The following is a 19128-nucleotide window of genomic DNA, read 5'->3' as shown; positions in this document are numbered from 1 at the left end:
AGCGAGATTCTCCGCTTGGCGAGATAAAGCGCTTTTTCACCTATTCTCAACTTTGTCTCAACTTTGTCACTTTTTTATTCCAGGTTTATTACATTTATTGGTTTAACTTATGACATGCATAAGGAAATTCCCAAGTCAAACCACGAAAGAGGTAATCCCATGAGCAACATCTTCTCTATCAAAAGCGATCGCACCCAGCAGTCTGCTAACGTTCACGCTAATGTGCTGGCATCCTTCAATCAAGAACAAAATTCGCCAAAAATCGACTTTACCGCTTACATTCATCCTCTAGCTGCCGTAATTGGTAACGTTTATCTTGGCAAGCGAGTGATGGTAGCTCCCGCAGCATCAGTACGAGGTGATGAAGGACAACCGATCTGGGTAGGAGATGATGTCAACGTACAAGATTGCGTAGTGCTTCATGCTTTAGAAACTCATGTCAATGGTGAAATGGTGCATGAGGCTGTCGTAGAAGTTGAAGGTAACTTCTATGGAGTATACATCAGCGATCGCGTTTCCCTGGCGCATCAATGTCAAGTCCACGGTCCAGCCAGCATTGGTACTGATACTTTTGTCGGAATGCAATCTTTAGTATTTCGAGCCACAGTCGGCAATAACTGCGTTATCGAACCCAAAGCTTTAGTCATGGGAGTTAATATCGCCGATGGCAGATACGTCCCCGCAGGTTCTCTGATTACTACACAAGAAGCTGCTGACAACTTACCCTTAATTACTAACGAATATCCCCTCAGATTCCTCAATCAAGCCGTGGTTCACGTCAACACGCAGCTAGCCACTGGCTATCAAGGCATTGGTAATGCCGAGCAATTGAAAGCAGCATAGTTAAGAATTCGGAATTCGGAATTCGGAATTCGGAATTGATCCCCTACGCACTACTCACCACGCACCACTCACTACTCACTTCACCATGACACCTAAACTGAAATTAGTTACCACCAACGGTCAAGCAGCATCGCGTCAACCACTGTCTATGGCTGTTGGCATTCCCAATCAAAAACATATCCCTGCTGGAGCAATAATTACTAGCCAGTCGGATGTAGAAAATTTACCCATTGTTGCTCAGAGTCACCGCTATCAAAATAGCTACCGTCAAATTAACTCCTGTCAAAAAGGCAAACACCCTCTGCTAAAACTTGTTGCCTAAACACTCACCCTGCAAGTATGGAGAGGAGGACTGAGGGATGAGTATGCACTGTCCCGAACAGTTACGATCCTTGACGAGTAGCATACTGATGACATTACTACGCAACCAAGACATCGTTTGCCCCACAGTCACATTTATTACACGAGTTCCCATCCCAGCCGTACTCATTGGCATCCAAAAGCAGTGTTCGATCGCTTATAAAAGAGTTTCAGGTAACAGCGATCGCCTCACGCAGAATTTAGTCCAAAATGTACTCCAAACACCCCAGTTGCAGCATGACTTCTACCTTCTTCAACAAATCCACAGACCCCCTTTCTCAACTCAAAGGAAAAATCTTTGGTACGCCAGAGCGATCGCTAGAACAAGCTTATCAAGCCGCACTGAGCATCAAATCGATTGAAGACCGATATTTTCATGGTGGTAAAGTAACTGTATCAACCGCTAACGAGGCTCAAATTCCTACTAGCGTGCAAGCTGATTTTGAGAAGCATTTAAGTATACTCAAACAGCAAATGAAGGAGTTTAATACGAGCAGTTCTACGCAGGGAAATTTGGGACAAGATCACCTGATGCGACTCTTTTTTACCGAAGGAACTCTGACAAAATACACCCTCGAACCGCAAGCATCGGCGTTAGTTCCCTTTTCAAATAATCTACCAGCCAATACTTCATCCCAGCTACCCACTCCACCAATTCAAGTCATTGAGGTGAAACAAGCGATCGCCCCGGAAAAATCTAGATCGAGGCAACTCCATCGCAAAAATTCTAGAAATTCAGCTCCAGAAAATGCCGAACCGCAAGTCAAAGCTGGAGTTCTACCGCGTTCTCTTGAGCGAACAATTAATAAGATCAAGAATGAGCTTGACCCAAATGCAGAAGCAGAAGTTGTCAAATCATTTCGGCGATCGCAAAAAAAGACTGTCGTTGCCATTAGGTTACTGGCATTGTTGATTTTGATTCCTTTAATAACTCAGCAAGTGTCCAAACTTTATTTGGTGCAACCAATTGTCAATCGCGTGAGAAACGAAGCAGTTACGCCAGTCTTCTTAAACTCTGAAATGAAAGAAGAGGCACTCAAAGAACTGCAAACCTTTGAAGAAGAACTCAAGCTAGAACGTTTGATGGGTGCAGCACCTGCACTAACTTCAGAAGCAATTGAAGAAAAGGTCAAAGATAAAGCAACTGAAATTTCTCAGGAATTTCGTCATCGTAGCAACAACGCTGTTAGTAATGTTTTTGCTGATATCATCGCTGTTTTATCTTTTGCTTTAGTGTTAGTATGGCGACGTAAAGATATTATGATGCTCAAGTCATTTATGGATAATATTGTGACTGGCTTGAGTGATAGTGCTAAGGCTTTCTCAATTATTCTGATTACCGATATCTTTGTCGGGTTTCACTCTCCTCATGGTTGGGAAGTTTTGTTAGAAGGACTATCTAGCCATTTAGGAATTGCAGCAAATCGCGGTGTAATCTTTCTATTTATCGCCACAGTTCCGGTCATTCTCGCCACAATTTTTAAGTATTGGGTTTTCCGTTCCCTCAGTCGGATGTCACCGTCAACGGTAGCGACTTTGAAAGAGATGAACGATTAAATTTGTGTCATTGGTGCTAGAAAATGCTCGTAGAATGAGGTTGAGTTGATGATTTTTCCCATCAGTAAAAAGGCTCGCAGTCGCCAAAATCGCTCGCAGAAATTTGCTTCAGTCAAGCGATCGCAGTCACATCACCGTAAATCAGTAGCCTTGCGATCGTTTCGCGAAAAGTTTCAAATCTATACCGGAGAGCAATTACACTGGCTGCAAGTTACTCAAAGACTTTTAATTTCTGTCATTCATGGAATTCTGCCCTGGGTAATCGCGTGTGGAAGCTACGGCTTACTAATTTCTGTACTCGATCATTATGGAAAGTTGCCTGCTTTCTTTGGTGATAGTAAAATTATTCAAAATGTCGTTATTAGTTTTAACGTCATTCTCAGCCTACTCCTAGTGTTCCGCACCAATACAGCCCACGATCGCTTTTGGGAAGGGCGCAAACTTTGGGGTTCAATGGTAAATACTACGCGCAATTTAGCACGGGGAATCTCAATTACAATCGAACAACGAGAACCGCAAGAGCGAGACGAAAAAAGTGCTGCTGTCTATCTAGTTGCTGCCTTTGCTGTGGCAATGAAAATCCACCTACGGCGAGAACCAATGAATTCAGAATTGGAGCCGATGATGCCACCGTTACAATATCATCAACTGCAAAGTGTCAATCACGCTCCCTTAGAAATTGCTTATTGGATTGGGGATTATTTGCAACATCAATTCGAGCGCCAACGCCTAAACATTTTTCAGCTGACATCCTTGCACGAACTATTAGATGATATGGTAGACATTTTAGGTGGCTGCGAACGCATTCTCAAAACTCCCGTTCCCTTGGTATATACCGTTACTCTCAATGCTTTGCTGTGGATTTATTTCCTGCTTTTACCTTTTCAGCTAGTTGGTGGTATCAAGTGGTGGACAGCACCGATCCTTGCCTTTATGAGTTTTCTCTACTTAGGTATCAATGAAGTAGGGGCAGAAATTGAAGAACCTTTCGGTCGCGATGCCAATGACTTGCCCTTAGATGCTATCTGCGTCACAATTGTTCGTAACCTCGAACATATCATCCAATTTGCCCCCTGCGCCCGCGTGCTGCGCCCTGCTAGTGGTAACGTTCTCGATTTACCGCGAAAAACCGCTTAAATCGTGCCGATACCTTACATTCTGTCCTTCAGTGTATAGTTTTTGACAAGGAAATTCAGTTTTCTTTACTTCTCGTCGCAGCAATTACCTGTAACATGAACTAGTCCGAGAATTAATTTGAGCAAAGAATTAGTTTGAGCGATCGCCACCTGACAACCTTCTGAGAAGTAGGTTCACCCTTGCTAACCTGTTTTTGGAATGACATACCATCATGAGATTGTTACTAGTCGAAGACGATAAACTCATCAATCAGTTACTTGCAGAAGCACTCAGCAACCAACATTACGTCGTTGATGTTGCCGCTGATGGTCACGCTGGTTGGGATTTTGTCAAGTCTTTTGATTACGACTTAGTTCTGATTGATGTCATGCTGCCTAAAATGGATGGCATAAGCCTTTGTCGCCAGTTGCGGACTCAAGGCTATCAAATGCCAGTCTTGATGTTAACAGCCAGAGATGCAACCGAAGATCGCGTCAATGGACTCGATGCGGGTGCAGATGACTACGTGATCAAACCATACAAACTGCAAGAATTATCGGCACGTATCCGCGCTTTATTACGCCGAGGTGGTTCGTCCCTACCTCCAGCAATGAAAAGTGGCAATTTATCTTTGGATGTAAACACGCGGGAAGTGACTTATAAAGGCTGTCCCCTCAGACTGACTCCAAAAGAGTATCGCTTATTAGAACTCTTCATGCGAAGCGGCTCTAAGGTTCTCAGTCGTAGTGCAATTTTAGAAAATCTTTGGTCTTTCGACGAACCGCCGGATGAAGATGCAGTTAAAGCTTTGGTCAAACGTTTGCGTCAGAAGCTCAAATTAGCAGGTTCGCCCGGAGATCCCATTGAAACCGCTTACGGTGTAGGTTATCGTCTCAAGCAAGACCCATAAGAAATCGTAGGTTGTAAGTTGTAGGGGCGAGTTTTTTGAAGATTGCTGTGGAAAAACAAAGAGTTTTTCCCTTAAACCCGCCCGTACTTAACGTCAGAAGTCAATAATTTTTTGATTAAGGCAGAAAAGATCCCCCATCCCCCCTTAAAAAGGTGGGTTATAGGAACTTGTCTGTATTGCAGTTTTAGTAAAATGGTATGACCAATGACGGATGACAAGTTTGTCCCAGTTTTGTCACCTTTTGTGGCTTACTTTATACACTAAGGTGCTAGCAGAAGAGAATAAAAGTCTTAAATACTACTGCGTCCTTTTATATCTTTAATGCATTGTATCCTCAACGCAGGGTAGTCAACAAATCCCAAGAGTAAGAAAAAACAGATTGCAGGAACAGGCAATGAATAACAGCATTCTTGAAAAATCAGTTGATGCCCTGCTAACTAGACGAAGCGATGCTCCATTAATTCGGGATTTTACGCCCTCAAAGCAGGTTGAATTGTTTGAAACCTTGAAGCAGTTGCGGTTTAACGGTCAACTGATTCTGACAAACTCCTGCGGTAGAAAATGGATTCTGCACGTTCACCGAGGTTTGATTATCTACGCTACTGGTGGAGAACATCCAGTCAGGCGATGGAGACGGAATCTCGCAACACACTTACCTCAAATAGCAAGCGATCGCTCGCTATCCAACGAATCATGGGAGAATCAACTAGCTACGACTTCGATTGAAGGTTCTAGCGTCTGCTGGCAGTATCAGTTATTGAGTTCATGGCTCGAACGGCAGCAGATAACTCCAGAACAAATGGCAAGATTTGCCTGGTCGGTCATTATCGAAGTTTTGTTTGATGTGACTCAAGCAGTACAGGTTGCTTACGAACTCAAGCCCAGTAGCAGCAAGCTGACTCCCGTAGTTGCGATCGATGCCGCTCAAGCGATCGCCGAAGTCGAACGATTGTGGCAAGCTTGGCAAGCAAACAGACTCAATTATTCTCCCAACAGCGCCCCAGTTATTAAACAATCGGCAGAATTGCAACACAGCATCTCGGCTCCAGCTTATCAAGCCTTGAGCCAGCTACTAGACGGACAACATACGCTACGGGATATTGCCGCTCAGATGCAGCGAGATGTCAACTCAGCACTGCGTTCTCTCCTGCCATATATTCAGTCAGGGTTTGTGGAGTTGATTAATATTCCCGATCTTGCCGCTCCGGTTCTCTCATCACCTACACCTCATGATACTCAAGCACCGTTAATTGCTTGTGTAGATGACAGTTCTTGGATTTGCCACATCATGGAAAAAGTGATGACAACAGCTAACTATCGATTTGTTGGCGTAAATGATGCACTGCGGGCGATCGGAGTTTTGCTAGCCATCAAACCAGATCTCATCTTTCTTGATTTGATGATGCCAAATATTAACGGATACGAACTTTGCAGCCGTCTGCGTCAGCTTTCTTGCTTCCAGCACACGCCAATTGTCATCCTCACTGGAAACGATGGCATTATCGATCGCGTCAGAGCTAAAATTGTCGGTTCCTCAGATTTTCTGGGCAAGCCCATCGATCCCGATCGAGTTCTAGGCGCAATTCACAAACATCTCAAACACAGTGTATAAGGAGCGTACGAGCAGGGGTAAGAGAGGACAAGGGGACAAGGGGGACAAGGAAGTAATTACCAATTACCAACAACCATGAATACCACAGCAAACACCAACAAACTTTGGCAAAGTTTAATACAGCCAACTCAACAAAAACTAGAATCTATCGAGATTCGTCGCCCGAAAACGGCTCGATTTGTCTGTCGCGTGATTCCAGCAAGTTGTCCCTTCGAGCGAGACATTCGATTTTTCGATCGCAGTCTGCTGCACGTTCCACCCTTATGTAAGCTCAATCCTTTCTACGAGCAGTTGGTGTTGTTGCGAATGAAGAGTCTAACTTATCTGGCGCAAGCATGTAGCCAGGGAATGAAAAACTGTTGCTAAGTTTAGGGACAGGGAGCAGGGAGCAGGAAGCACAGAGCAGTTACTAATCGCTAGTCGCTCGTTGCGAATCGCTAACCGCAAGCTCGCTAATTGCCAATCTTTGGTGAATTCTATGGATATTGCCCTCGTTATAGAAGATTGTTTGACCGAGCGGGAAGCGATCGCCAGCTATTTGCAACAAGGCGGGATCAGCGTCTTGGTTGCTAAGAGCGGAGAAGAAGCTCTGGAAAAAATGAGTGACTGCAAGCCTGACATCATTATTTTAGATGTTGTCTTGCCAGGTCGGAGTGGATTTGAACTCTGCCGTGCTTTAAAAGCTAACCCATCCACCAAAAATACCCCTGTTATCCTCTGTTCGAGAAAAGGAACTGACATGGATAAATTCTGGGGCTTAAAGCAAGGAGCAGACGCTTACTTACCGAAGCCTGTAGCGCCAGAAGAATTTATTCGCACTGTGAAGCAACTGCTATTGGTTTCACACGGTGAAACAACTCTCATGGTTTGAACCTAACGTGTGAGGCGAGACAATTATGGTATCCAAGTCACCAAAGTTAGACTCCCAGGAGGCATCACCAGAAAGAGTAACTTTCACCGATGCTGACGAGCAATTTCTGCGCTTTTACCTCGAATCAGACACAGCAGCCTTGCTTCCCGTGACTCAGTTGCTAGAAATCTTGAAGCTGTCTGCGGAACAGATCGTCCCGATCCCGCACATGCCAAGTTGGGTCATGGGAGTTTACAACTGGCGGGGTGAAATTCTCTGGATGGTCGATTTAGCTGAATTAGTCGGGCTGACTGCTGGCGATCGCTACCAAACCAGCAACGTTCCAACTTATACAGCAGTTGTCTTGCAAGCTAACCAATGCGATCGCCTACCCGCACCGACAGCAGAAACCCAAACCATCGGTTTAGTTATCGAGCGAATTGACGATATCGAATGGTGCAATCCAGACACAATCCAACCGCCGCCATTTACTGCTGTTTCCAGTTCCTTCGCTCCCTTCGTGCGCGGATATCAGTTAAACGGCGATAGCGAAATGACAGCAATTTTATCGGTCAAAGCGATCGTTGCTGCTGTCAGTTGTCAGTTATCAGTGTAGAGACGTTACATGTAACGTCTGTACAAAGTTATCAGTGCGTGGTGCGTGGGGTGTAAAGATTTTAAATTTCTTTCTTCCTCAGCTTCCTCAGCTCCCCCATCTCCCAGCTCTCTTCTCTACAGCCATGAGGTAAATTTCATGTCGCAGTCAACTCTCAAACTCGATCCGCCAAACCCCGATCGCGATCGCATCTCGCCTCAGTGGGAGCGAGTTTCGGCAGTAGCGCCAGATTCACCTGAAAAAGCGAGCCAATCGCCATCAACAAAGCCAAACTCGCCTTGGCAGTTTTCACTATCTAGGGGTTTGCGGTTCTGGAAAGGTTTGAGTTTGCAACATAAAGCAACAATTTTGGCGATCGCGATTGGTGCTATTCCAGTCGCAACTGTTGGCGGCGTTGCCTACACCATAGCCAATAGTTCCCTAGAGCAGCAAATTATTGCCGAGCAGGAAAACCGCACGCTTGATGTTCGGCGCGGCATTGGCATGGCGACGCAGCAAATAATCGATGATGCCGAGACAATTGGTAATTCTCCCATGTTGGCAAATTCTAAGCTGAGGGCAGCGGCGACTGAAGGACAGAAAATTGCGCTGTTAGATAGCTTTGTCGAGGCACGTAGCGGTAGATATGACAGTATCGTCGTGTTCGACCTCAAAGGAAATTTAATCTTTCAATCCAAGTCAACGCAGCCGTTTAAGCGCACGGAAAACTATAGCGATCGCGAATATTTTCGGCGGGCGATCGCGACTGGAACTCCCGCAGTTAACAATCCTAAAATTGCGCCTACCTCCGGCAAAATTAGTTTAGAAGTTGTAGCTCCAATTAAAGATATAGAAACAAATAAGCTCGTAGGAGTTGTTCGCTTGCGGATGCCGTTGACTCATCTAAACGAAACCTTTGAGTATATTGAAGCGCAAGGATGGGAATACAAACTGATTGGAGCTGACGGGAATGTTTTTGCGGCTGATGAAATTGGGCTAGTCGGGCATTACATGGGAGAAGATTTTCGCGATTTGCCGCATTTGCGCGCCAAGGTTTTAGCCCTTGCGACTACAGACCAGCCCAAGCACGAAGACAAGCTAATTTCAACTCAAGTCGCGTGGGACAAAAACGATGGTGAGAATGCACTGATGAGCTTCACGCCGATCGGTCAATTGGATGGACTACCAGAACCAGGTTGGGGATTGGTGGTTTCTCGTCCCGTCGATCGCGCCTTTGCACCTTTACTAGAACTACGCCGAGTTCTCTGGTTGGGAACTGGAGTAGCTGCCCTATCGATCGCCGCGATCGCCGCAGTTTTGGCTAAGCGGGCAACTTATCCAATTCTAAATGCTGCTAGGGCTGTGGCTCAAATTGGTTTAGGTAAATTAGATACTCGCGTGGCAGTCCGTGGCACGGCTGAAATGGCTGTTTTAGAGACTAGCATCAACAGCATGGCGAAGCAGCTAGAGGAACTCGTGCAGCTCAAAGCAGCAGAAGCAAGGCGATCGCAACTACTCAAAGATGTTACCGTGAAGATTGGTAGCGCGATCGACTGCCCAGCTATTCTCAACACCGCTGTAGCCGAGACCCGCAGCGCTTTGCTAACCGACCGCGCAATTGTCTATTGGTTTGATGGCGATCGCAATGGTAGCGTCGTTGTCGAAGCCGCAAGCGCAGGTATAACTCGCATACTGGGTAAAAACATCGAAAACTATGCCCTAGAGCAATACACACAATATCAAAAAGGTCAAGTCGAAGTCATTTCTCAGATCCGACCGGCAGATACGAGCGATGAGTACTGGCAACAGCTAACAGCACTTGCCGTCAAATCCAGTCTAGCTGCACCGATTTCGCTCGGCGATCGCTGTGTGGGCTTGCTAGTCGTGCATCAGTGTAACGTTCCGCGTCACTGGCAGAAAGTAGAGGTTGATTTCTTTGCCCAGATTGCAACTCAAATAGGATTGGCGTTAGAGCGTGCCGATCTTTTGGAACAACAGAAAAATGCCAAAGAACAGTTGCAAAGACGAGCGTTGGATTTGCTAATTGAAGTCGATCCAATTAGTCAAGGCGACCTGACAATCCGCGCCAGAGTCACAGAAGATGAAATCGGCACGATCGCTGACTCCTACAACTCTACAGTCGAAAGCTTGCAAGAAATTGCGGTACAGGCACAAACAGCCGCCAAACAAGTCGATGCAGCAATTAGCAGTAACGAGCCGTTAATCCAAGCCCTCTCGCAAGGAGCTTGGCAGCAATCGACAGAGATTGTCACTGCTTTGGAACGCATTCAAGCGATGGCTGATTCTGCCCATACTGTTGCCGATAACGCCAAACGCGCAGAAATAGACGTGCGCCAAGCGATGGAGACAGTCGCATCTGGCGATATAGCAATGGATCGAGCCGTAGATGGAATGCTGACAATTCGGGGGACTGTTGCCGAAACCGTCAAGAAGATCAAATGTTTGGGAGAGTCATCGCAAAAGATTTACAAAGTGGTAAATTTAATTGCTCACTTTGCCGAGCGGACTAGCTTGCTCGCTATGAATGCTTCCATTGAAGCAGCGCGAGCAGGGGAAGAAGGACGTGGCTTTGCCGCTGTTGCCGATGAAGTGCGATCGCTAGCCCGACAATCAGCCAAAGCAACGGCAGAAATTGAAAAGCTCGTCTCGGGAATTCAACGGGAAACCAATGAAGTTGCTACAGCAATGGCAATCGGCACAGAACAGGTAGCGATCGGGACTCAACTCGTCAACGATACCCGTCAGAGTTTAAACCACATTACCACCGCCAGCGATCGCATTCATCAACTCGTAGGGGCAATTGCCCAAGCTGCGATCGAGCAATCTCAAGACTCAGAAGCAGCCACGACAACCATCGCCACAGTCGCCGCGATCGCCGAAACTACCTCCCTAACTGCAACCGAAGTCTCCGCTTCCTTCCAACAATTATCAACCGTCGCGCGATCGCTCCAAGCCAGCGTCGGTCAATTCAAAGTTAGTTAGTGGCTAGTGGCTGGTGACTAGTGACTAGAATTGTTTTCTCCCTTGTTCCCCTTGTCTCCCTTGTCCCCTTGTCTTCTTCCCTCTAGCCATGCTAATTACTCCCGACATTCGCGACCAAGCTTACCGTCTGTTTATTGAAGAAGTGCCAGAGCTGCTACAGGAGATTGAAGCAGGCTTGCTTAGTCTGAAGCAAGAGCGCACGCACGAACGCATTCACGATTTGATGCGTGCAGCTCACTCTCTTAAAGGTGGTGCAGCTTGCTTGGATTTAGAGCCAATTAAAATTGTTGCCCACCGTTTAGAAGATGTTTTTCGGGCTTTGTACAACCGCTCTGTAGCAATAGATTCAGAGTTAGAAGGTTTATTACTGCAAGCTTATGATTGTCTGCGCGTCCCCCTACTGCAACAAATTACCATCGGCAGCATTGACTGTGCGGCAACATTAGCAGTAGCCGAACCCGTATTTAATCAAATAGAAGAACGTTTAGGAGATGCTTTAGCTCAGATCGATCGCTATATGCCCATGTCCTCAGAACTTGGGGTCGATTTGGTAGCTTCAATCTTTGAAACTGATGTTGTGCAAGGACTGGAACGATTGGCGGCTGTGGTTGCCAACCCCCAAGATTTCGAGGTGGTTGGAGAATTACGGGCGCAGGCAGAAGTCTTTGCTGGATTTGCGGAGCTGTTGAATTTACCAGGATTTGGGGCGATCGCCCAAACAGCCTTAACTGCACTAGACACCTATCCCGATCGCGCTAGAGAAATTATTCAAGTTGCCCTAGCCGATTTTCACAATAGCAGAACTGCCGTACTAGCAGGCGATCGCACTAGTGGGGGGAGTCCGTCTGCTGCCCTTTGTGCGTTAACAGAAAAGAGCGTCGATTTGGTTCCTAACCCAGAGTCAGAATTCTCGCCTTTATTAGACGAGCTGTTATTTGGCGACGAGACAGCACCAATAGAAGCAGTGGCGATCGACCCTGGAATTATTTTCGTCACTGAAACTGAAGATGATTCCAATGGCGCGATCGAATCAGATGCTCATTCCCTAACTATTTCCCCTGCGGCAAATTTATCGCCGATTCAGTCCTTATCCCACTCGACTGAAATTTCTCAAAGCAAAATAGAGGGCGATCGCCCTAAAGTAGGAAGTATCAATTCTTACATAGAGGAACCGCAGATAGCGGCTGCTGTTTCTACGCGGGTAGAATTAAGCCGATTAGAGCGGATGCATAAGTTATTGGGTGAATTAGTCGTCAATCGTAACTCCATTGCCCTGCAAACCGAGCAAACCCAAAACTCAGCCCAAGAGTTACTCCGCCGTTTTGCTCACTTTCAAGAACTGATCGGTCAGCTAGAGAGAAGAACTGAGGGTGACAAGGGAGCAGGGAACAGGGAGCAGGAAGCTGGGGGACAAGGGGGACAAGGGGGAACTCGGGGTCCCCGCGACCGAAGGGAGTGGGGATTAGGGGGCGAAGGGGGACAAGGGAGAATAATTGCCAACTACCAACTACCAACTACCAATTACCAATTACCAACTACCAATTACCAATTACCAACTACCAACTACCAACTACCAATTACAACTGACTTCGATCCTCTAGAGATGGATCGTTATGGAGCGGTTCACCCTCTCTTACAAAGAATTCTAGAAGAAATTGTCCAATTGGAAGAGGCTGTAGAGGATATTGCTTTATTTGCCGAGCAATCGAGCCAAATATTAGAGCGGAAGCAACAGGTTTTTTCCCAACTCCAAGATGAGTTAATGCGAGCGCGAATGCTCCCTTTGGGTGAAGTTCTCAAGCGGTTCTCTCGGATGCTGCGGGATATGTCTCATACTTACTCCAAGCCTGTCAATTTGAAGCTGAGAGGAACAGAGGTACAGGTAGAAAAGGCAATTTTGGAAAAACTCTACGACCCGCTGTTGCATTTACTCCGCAATGCCTTTGCTCATGGCATCGAATCGCCTGAGATCCGCCAACAGCAAGGTAAGCCGGAAAACGGAGAAATTCTGATTTGTGCTTATTACAAAGGCAATCAAACAATTATTGAAGTTAGAGATGACGGTCGGGGTCTAAACTTGGGACAAATTCGCAGCCGGGTCGTAGAGTTGGGTTGGTTGTCGCCAATAGAAGCAGCCAGCGCCTCTAAGGAGCAGTTGCTAGAATTTATCTTCGAGCCAGGATTTTCTACCACTCACCACGTTAGCGAACTTTCCGGTCGTGGCATGGGTTTGGATGTTGTCCGTTCTCAACTGCGATCGCTGCGCGGTTCTGTAAGCGTCAGTTCCTTCCCTGGTGAAGGTACGACCTTTATTCTACGCTTGCCTCTCACGTTGACGATCGCGAATTTGGTTGTTTGCTCTACGGGGAAAACTACCGTAGCGTTGCCATCTGACAGCATTGAAAATATTGTCACTACGCCAAGCGATCGCATCAATCGCACGGGGACTCAGCAGCTGTTGCGCTGGCGAGAACACATCATACCAATCCATCGGTTGGCGGATCTTTTAGAATACAACCGTCCAATGTTAGAAGTTGCTAACAGCCAATCTCCAATTACAACCACAGTAGAAGAACGAGAGTTGCCAATGCTTCTACTACGTTGGGAGGGCGAATTATTGGCGCTAGAAGTCGATTGCTTGTTGGCGGAACAAGAACTAGCAATTAAACCTTTTGGATCGCTCGTTTCACCTCCCAAATATACCTATGGCTGCACTCTACTAGGAAACGGTAGTTTAGTTCCCGTGATTAATGGAATCAGCCTTTTAGAATATGTCCTAGAACGGCAACAAAATACAATTCAGACAACTGAAAGTCAATCAAAAGACAAAGAACAAAACATAAATAATTTGTGGCGCGATCGAACAGTGATTGTTCATAAAACCGAACGTCCTACAATTTTAGTTGTAGATGACTCAACTACGATGCGCCAAACGCTAACACTTTCGTTGCAAAAGGCTGGCTATCAAGTTTTATCAGCGCGGGATGGATTAGAAGCACTAGAAAAATTACAGCAATCTCCCACGGTACAACTAGTACTTTGCGATATTGAAATGCCGAATATGAATGGCTTTGAATTTCTCTGTCAGTGGCGACAAGAGCCTCAATTTGCCAAAATTCCCGTGGCTATGCTGACATCACGCAGTAACGACAAACATCGCCGTTTAGCAACTCAATTAGGTGCTAGCGCCTACTTCACCAAACCGTATATAGAACTTGAGTTTTTGCAAGCACTCAAGAATATTTTCGAGCAGAACATAGAAGAACAAACGACCTTGCAGCATATTGCCTAGTTGTCAATTATCAGTTGTCAGTTATCAGTGACTAGTCTTTTGACTTTTAACTTTTAACTTTTGACTTTTGACTTATTCCCTTTTTAGGTAGGTTTAATCTATGCATATCACATATTTAATTTTTTGGACTATGAGCTTCGGCTTTACTTGGATTGGTTGCCAAATGACCGAAGAAATTCATCGACTTGCCATCTGCCTAGTTGGTTCGCTTCTACTAATTTGGGGATTTGCGATCGCCCCTGAATCAATGCATTGGTTAGTTGAAATCCTTTCGATAAGTCTGTGCGGATTTTTATCGATAATGGAAAGACAAATTCCTAGTTAAAACATTTCAGTTAATACATTTTAACCCCAAGGAAAAAGTAAATATGCCTGACTACACTTCATTATTAAGATGCTCGTTTTGCGGCAAACCCCATACTCAAGTCGATAAGCTAATTTCTGGTACGGGCGTTAACATTTGTAGTGAATGCATCGAACAGTGTCAAGAAGTCTTGGACACTTCTCCACCTCAACCTAGTACCCCAAAAACCACTACTAATTCTAACAACTACCCCATCCCCAAACCTAGGGAAATAAAACAGTACTTGGACAACCATGTCATCGGTCAGGAACAAGCGAAGAAAGTTCTTTCAGTAGCAGTTTACAATCACTATAAGCGTTTGTCCAGCGATCGCAATGATGTGGCATTGCAAAAGTCAAATATTCTTTTGGTTGGACCAACGGGAAGTGGTAAAACACTCCTAGCTCAAACTCTAGCACAAATCATAGACGTACCTTTTGCTGTTGTGGATGCAACAACTTTTACAGAAGCAGGTTACGTCGGAGATGATGTAGAAAACATCCTCCTGCGATTGTTGCAAGTGGCAGAAATGGATGCAGAAACAGCACAACAAGGAATTATTTATATTGATGAAATTGATAAAATTGCCCGCAAAAGTGAAAACCCCTCTATTACTCGCGATGTATCGGGCGAAGGAGTGCAGCAAGCACTGTTAAAAATATTAGAAGGAACGATCGCTAACGTACCACCACAAGGAGGACGCAAACACCCCTATCAAGAGAGCATCCAAGTTGATACAAAAAATATTCTGTTTATCTGCGGCGGCGCTTTTGTCGGAGTGGAAAAACTAGTCGAACAACGGATGGGAAAAAAATCTATGGGGTTCGGGCGATCGCCAGAAAGATCTACAACAAGGCAAACAGATTATTTATTAAATCATCTGGGAGCGGAAGATTTAGTGAAATTCGGTCTAATTCCAGAACTAATCGGACGATTGCCAGTTGTTACAGTGCTGGAACCTTTAGACGAAGAAGGACTGATAGCGATTTTAACCGAGCCACAAAATGCGCTTTTGAAACAGTATCAAAAGCTATTACAAATGGATAACGTTCAACTTGAGTTTGAATTAGATGCTGTCCGCGCGATCGCCCAAGAAGCATATCGGCGTAAAACTGGTGCAAGAGCCTTGAGGGGAATTGTAGAAGAGCTAATGCTAGATATCATGTACGAACTTCCCTCTCGCCCAGACTTAGATCGCTGCACTATCTGTAAAGCAATGGTAGAAAAACACTCTTCTGCCGATCTTCTCATTCATCCTACAGCCTTCTTCCAGCCAGAAACAGCTTAGTTGGTCATTGGTTGTTGGTTTGTTGGTCATTGCTCATTTGTAGGCTGTTCCCTGTCCCTATTCACTAGACCTCCTGCGTGAATACTTGAATTGTCATCCACACGCGAAGCGAAACATCTAAGAGATTCTTCACTACACTGCGTTGCGTACCCTTCGGGAAGGCTTCGCCAACAGAATGACATCCATGATTTTTTGATTCATGCAGGAGGTCTACTGATAACTGATAACTGATTTAACGACACACTTTTGCTTGAGGCATACTCGCTTTTCCTAATATTGCCGTGCGGTAAAGGCGATCGAATTCCCGTTCGTAGTGGGCTGCAACTGTGGGACGATCGATAATAATTAAGGTTTCATCATTAGAATAATTTGCCGCTTCCGACCAATTGTGGCTACCTGTAATGACTTGTCTGCCATCTAATATTGCCATTTTACTGTGTACGCCGCGATCGCCTGTTATTGCTTTGGGAAAACCAACTGTATTAATGGGACGATACCAAGGTTTGATATTATTAACACCCTTTTTGTGACGAGTCGGACATAATCCCATTGCATCATAAGCTTTAGAGTAAGATTGTCGATAAAAATCTGGATCTATTAGGATTTTAATATCTTCTACTCCTGTATCTCGTACTGTTGCTAAACCATCACTAATTTCTCGATCTGAAAATACGAAAACGGCAACATGCACGCTTTTTTTCGCATTTTTGATAGAATAAGCGATCGCACCGTTACTAGTCATGCCAATGCTTTCAGTGCGAGGGGCAGGTGAAAAGTTCAGCGTCACGTGACCCGTTCCAACTAAAATTGTTATAGGTTGTCTGCGAGGCTTATGAGATTTAAATAATCCCTGCCACATATAATTAAACTCATCTGTTAATGCTTGAGCAACTTGAGTATTATTGGGAATAACAACCATGTTGTTTGGATTACCGCGACTTGCCGGAACCTGAAAATCTCCATGCAAATCGGAAGTTGTAAAGTTACCACTAGATATAATGGTGGTTTTATTATCTACAACTAAAAACTTATGGTGCATTAACCCACTGCCTCTAGTTTTACCATTGGCAGTATCGCTGTCATCTTTAATTTCAATGCCGTGCGATCGCAACAAAGCCAAGGCATCGATTGGATATCGTTTTAGTTCTTCGTAAGCTCGGCGATCGTGTCGCTTCATACGAGCAATTTCTGCTGAAGTATAATCTGCTAAAGTTTTATTATATTGACTATCAATTATTAGTCTGACTTTTACACCTGCTTTCTGTTTAGCAACGAGTGCTTTTGCAACCAGAGGAAGTCGAAATTCCATCACTGCTATATCTATTGACGATTGAGCTTGAGATATGGCATCGATCGCTTGTTGTTCTAAATTGTCCCCTAAACGCATAAAATGCCGATAAGGATCTTGATAAGAAGCGGCTTGATTTTGATTAAAATAAACTTGAATAGCAGAGTCTTGAGGAAGCGGTTGAGTGATTCCTAAGTGTGTTTTGGGTTTGAATATTTGAAATAAAACAAGCCCAAAAACTAGTAAAAATACAAATAAAGCTATTTTGACTGTTCGTAAATGCTGGGGGCGAGTTAAGCGTTTCTGTCTCATTCCTAAAAGTCGTATTTTCTAGGCATTTTTTGAAGTTTTGAGAAATGTGTCGTCACAAGTAACTGGAAAGCCTGACTCATGATGATACGAACTTATAATTCCCAATTTCCGAGAATTGTTATCCTCATACCATTTCTCTAAAATTATCTTCTAGACGCTCTTCTATCGCCCCCCTTTTTCAGGGGGTTGAAGGAGCGAAAAACTCAGTTACCTCCTCGCCAGATCCCCCCTACCCCCTTTGGGAAAGGGGAAAACCAAAGAAAGTTGCACGTCGTGTCTTTCACTCAAATTTGGTTTTAGAAAAGCTTCTATAGCCCCCCTTAAAAAGGGGAGTTGGGGGGATCTCTCCAGTCGCAGTCAAAAAGTAAAATGATAAAAATAAACAAACTTAGGGCGATCGCCATAGTAAACTTGCAACAGGACTTGCAATATAAGTATCAAAAAATATAAGTAGTAAGTCAAAGATAGATTATGAAAATAAAAACAGTTTGCGCTTCACTACTTTTAGTATTAATCCCTTTATCGCTTGCCATCAGCGGCTGCGATGCTGAAGAGAACAATTACGCAAATAATTCTGATGTAACTTCTACTACTCAAACTACAGAAATTAAAACAAACTTAATCCAACCAGATCGATCTACCGAAGATCCGTATGCAGCAGAAGCCTATTACCAGCAGCTATTGGCACAATATGGGGAAAATTATCAAGAGTGTTTAGAGCCTGTATCAGTTAATCTCGATGCGGTTACGAACTCAAATGCTTCTAAGGTAGATCCCACAGAAAAAATTACTAAAATGAAGCAGCAGAATAAAATATTTGTGTTAGACGCTTCTGATTCTATGCGAGTGTTTACAGGTGGCGGTACTACAAAATTCGACATTGCTAAAGCTGCGATCGCTCGTTTTGTCAGTACATTTCCTTCTACAACTCAAGTTGGAGTTAATCTATTTGGCGATCGTAGCGCCGATGCAACAACAGATCCAACTACTGTATGTGCTGCTAGCGAAACTATGTATTCCCTAATACAGTTGAGCAGCTTAATTTTAGCACCAGCCAACGAACCCACCTCAGAGGCTGAGTTTCAACCAATTTATAAACCAATAACGGCAAGTCTATCAAGATTAAACGATATTCTAAGCGATCGCGATGGTGCTAGCAATCAAAATATTATTTATTTAATTACTGATGGGACAGACAATTGTAATGGTGATGCTGTAGCAATTGCCAGAGAACTACACAATTCTCCGGCAGAAATTACGGTAAATGTAATTGGCTTAGATGAAAACGAAACCACGCAGCAGCAGTTGCAAGCCATAGCTGAAGCTGGCGGAGGTGAGTATTTTCTAGCGCGCGATGCCAATGAATTCAATACTGCTTTTGAACGGACACAAGAGAAAATCGAAGCAGAAAAATATACCACAATTCAACTAACAGAAAATCGACCTCAACCTCCTACAAGTTCTAATCCTAATATCAATCAGATTACAGCCTGTACTACAGTTAAAATGAATCGCGAGTTAGGTCAAATTATTAGTCAGGTTAATCGTTTGTCTGCACTCCAAGGAACAAATCTTAAGTATAATAATCATGTTTTAGCCCGTTTGAAAGAAAGGCAAGAGCGGATTACCGCATGGCGCGATCGCCTATTAACTAATACTGGCAATCCTCAAATAGATTTAAATTTATTTCGGCAGGAATTGGCACAGGCAACGCAATAATTTGTCATTTGTGAGTGGCTAGTGGCTAGTGGCTGGTGGC

The 19128-nt window shown here is 44.6% G+C and carries 16 protein-coding genes; 15 read left to right on the top strand and 1 reads right to left on the bottom strand.

Annotated elements, in window-relative coordinates:
- Positions 1-159 precede the first annotated feature (159 nt).
- The 14 genes from C7Y66_RS15435 to clpX all read left to right on the top strand — a co-directional run bounded on the left by C7Y66_RS15435 (position 160) and on the right by clpX (position 15769).
- Positions 160-843: a carbonic anhydrase gene (locus C7Y66_RS15435; protein WP_106168703.1), complete on the top strand. Its 684-nt coding sequence runs from the start codon at positions 160-162 to the stop codon at positions 841-843.
- Positions 844-928: 85 nt separating this feature from the next.
- Positions 929-1165 carry a hypothetical protein gene (locus C7Y66_RS15430; protein WP_106546276.1) on the top strand — a complete coding sequence of 79 codons (237 nt, stop codon included), beginning with the start codon at positions 929-931 and terminating at the stop codon, positions 1163-1165.
- Positions 1166-1202: 37 nt separating this feature from the next.
- Positions 1203-1565, top strand: a complete 363-nt coding sequence (locus C7Y66_RS32485; protein ID WP_233222693.1) for a hypothetical protein — start codon at positions 1203-1205, stop codon at positions 1563-1565.
- The gene (locus C7Y66_RS15425) at positions 1498-2760 is read left to right on the top strand and encodes a proton extrusion protein PcxA (RefSeq protein WP_233222695.1); all 1263 of its coding nucleotides are present in this window, start codon (positions 1498-1500) and stop codon (positions 2758-2760) included. Before C7Y66_RS32485 ends, C7Y66_RS15425 begins: the two co-directional genes overlap by 68 nt.
- 48 nt (positions 2761-2808) lie before the next feature.
- A complete protein-coding gene (locus tag C7Y66_RS15420; RefSeq protein WP_106546274.1) occupies positions 2809-3897 on the top strand; it encodes a bestrophin family protein in 1089 nt (362 codons plus the stop codon).
- A gap of 211 nt (positions 3898-4108) precedes the next feature.
- A complete protein-coding gene (locus C7Y66_RS15415) occupies positions 4109-4786 on the top strand; it encodes a response regulator transcription factor (protein WP_015156144.1) in 678 nt (225 codons plus the stop codon).
- Positions 4787-5180: 394 nt separating this feature from the next.
- Positions 5181-6398: a response regulator gene (locus C7Y66_RS15410; RefSeq protein ID WP_199197451.1), complete on the top strand. Its 1218-nt coding sequence runs from the start codon at positions 5181-5183 to the stop codon at positions 6396-6398.
- A gap of 75 nt (positions 6399-6473) precedes the next feature.
- Positions 6474-6764, top strand: a complete 291-nt coding sequence (locus C7Y66_RS15405) for a Mo-dependent nitrogenase C-terminal domain-containing protein (protein ID WP_106546273.1) — start codon at positions 6474-6476, stop codon at positions 6762-6764.
- Between the two features lie 112 nt (positions 6765-6876).
- Positions 6877-7269 carry a response regulator transcription factor gene (locus C7Y66_RS15400; RefSeq protein WP_106546272.1) on the top strand — a complete coding sequence of 131 codons (393 nt, stop codon included), beginning with the start codon at positions 6877-6879 and terminating at the stop codon, positions 7267-7269.
- A gap of 25 nt (positions 7270-7294) precedes the next feature.
- Positions 7295-7864, top strand: a complete 570-nt coding sequence (locus C7Y66_RS15395) for a chemotaxis protein CheW (RefSeq protein WP_106546271.1) — start codon at positions 7295-7297, stop codon at positions 7862-7864.
- Between the two features lie 138 nt (positions 7865-8002).
- Positions 8003-10846 carry a methyl-accepting chemotaxis protein gene (locus C7Y66_RS15390; RefSeq protein WP_106546270.1) on the top strand — a complete coding sequence of 948 codons (2844 nt, stop codon included), beginning with the start codon at positions 8003-8005 and terminating at the stop codon, positions 10844-10846.
- Positions 10847-10934: 88 nt separating this feature from the next.
- On the top strand, positions 10935-14138 hold the full coding sequence (locus tag C7Y66_RS15385; RefSeq protein WP_106546269.1) for a hybrid sensor histidine kinase/response regulator: 3204 nt from the start codon (positions 10935-10937) through the stop codon (positions 14136-14138).
- Positions 14139-14238: 100 nt separating this feature from the next.
- Positions 14239-14463 carry a hypothetical protein gene (locus C7Y66_RS30555; RefSeq protein ID WP_146149802.1) on the top strand — a complete coding sequence of 75 codons (225 nt, stop codon included), beginning with the start codon at positions 14239-14241 and terminating at the stop codon, positions 14461-14463.
- A gap of 43 nt (positions 14464-14506) precedes the next feature.
- On the top strand, positions 14507-15769 hold the full coding sequence (gene clpX, locus C7Y66_RS15380; protein WP_106546268.1) for an ATP-dependent protease ATP-binding subunit ClpX: 1263 nt from the start codon (positions 14507-14509) through the stop codon (positions 15767-15769).
- Positions 15770-16001: 232 nt separating this feature from the next.
- Here the strand turns inward: clpX and C7Y66_RS15375 are convergent, their stop codons facing one another.
- Complete coding sequence (locus tag C7Y66_RS15375) at positions 16002-17369, bottom strand: phosphatidylserine/phosphatidylglycerophosphate/cardiolipin synthase family protein (RefSeq protein ID WP_106546267.1); 1368 nt, start codon at positions 17367-17369, stop codon at positions 16002-16004.
- A 471-nt stretch (positions 17370-17840) separates the two neighbouring features.
- On the opposite strand from C7Y66_RS15375, the gene C7Y66_RS15370 reads away from it, so the two are divergent.
- Positions 17841-19088, top strand: coding sequence for a VWA domain-containing protein (locus tag C7Y66_RS15370; protein ID WP_106546266.1), 1248 nt, complete (start codon positions 17841-17843; stop codon positions 19086-19088).
- Positions 19089-19128 lie beyond the last annotated feature (40 nt).

Source organism: Chroococcidiopsis sp. CCALA 051, from assembly GCF_003015105.1.
Classification (GTDB): Bacteria; Cyanobacteriota; Cyanobacteriia; order Cyanobacteriales; family Chroococcidiopsidaceae; genus Chroococcidiopsis; species Chroococcidiopsis thermalis.
The sequence above is the reverse complement of the archived record's forward strand: the minus strand, read 5'-3'. Positions and strand labels throughout refer to the sequence as shown.

Bases quoted from the DNA above. Each gene is read 5' to 3' on its own strand.
- C7Y66_RS15415 (WP_015156144.1), top strand. From the start codon at position 4,109: ATGAGATTGTTACTAGTCGAAGACGATAAACTCATCAATCAGTTACTT.
- C7Y66_RS32485 (WP_233222693.1), top strand. From the start codon at position 1,203: ATGAGTATGCACTGTCCCGAACAGTTACGATCCTTGACGAGTAGCATA.
- C7Y66_RS15395 (WP_106546271.1), top strand. From the start codon at position 7,295: ATGGTATCCAAGTCACCAAAGTTAGACTCCCAGGAGGCATCACCAGAA.
- C7Y66_RS15405 (WP_106546273.1), top strand. From the start codon at position 6,474: ATGAATACCACAGCAAACACCAACAAACTTTGGCAAAGTTTAATACAG.
- C7Y66_RS15375 (WP_106546267.1), bottom strand. From the start codon at position 17,369: ATGAGACAGAAACGCTTAACTCGCCCCCAGCATTTACGAACAGTCAAA.
- C7Y66_RS30555 (WP_146149802.1), top strand. From the start codon at position 14,239: ATGCATATCACATATTTAATTTTTTGGACTATGAGCTTCGGCTTTACT.
- clpX (WP_106546268.1), top strand. From the start codon at position 14,507: ATGCCTGACTACACTTCATTATTAAGATGCTCGTTTTGCGGCAAACCC.
- C7Y66_RS15420 (WP_106546274.1), top strand. From the start codon at position 2,809: ATGATTTTTCCCATCAGTAAAAAGGCTCGCAGTCGCCAAAATCGCTCG.
- C7Y66_RS15430 (WP_106546276.1), top strand. From the start codon at position 929: ATGACACCTAAACTGAAATTAGTTACCACCAACGGTCAAGCAGCATCG.
- C7Y66_RS15410 (WP_199197451.1), top strand. From the start codon at position 5,181: ATGAATAACAGCATTCTTGAAAAATCAGTTGATGCCCTGCTAACTAGA.
- C7Y66_RS15370 (WP_106546266.1), top strand. From the start codon at position 17,841: ATGAAAATAAAAACAGTTTGCGCTTCACTACTTTTAGTATTAATCCCT.
- C7Y66_RS15390 (WP_106546270.1), top strand. From the start codon at position 8,003: ATGTCGCAGTCAACTCTCAAACTCGATCCGCCAAACCCCGATCGCGAT.
- C7Y66_RS15435 (WP_106168703.1), top strand. From the start codon at position 160: ATGAGCAACATCTTCTCTATCAAAAGCGATCGCACCCAGCAGTCTGCT.
- C7Y66_RS15385 (WP_106546269.1), top strand. From the start codon at position 10,935: ATGCTAATTACTCCCGACATTCGCGACCAAGCTTACCGTCTGTTTATT.
- C7Y66_RS15400 (WP_106546272.1), top strand. From the start codon at position 6,877: ATGGATATTGCCCTCGTTATAGAAGATTGTTTGACCGAGCGGGAAGCG.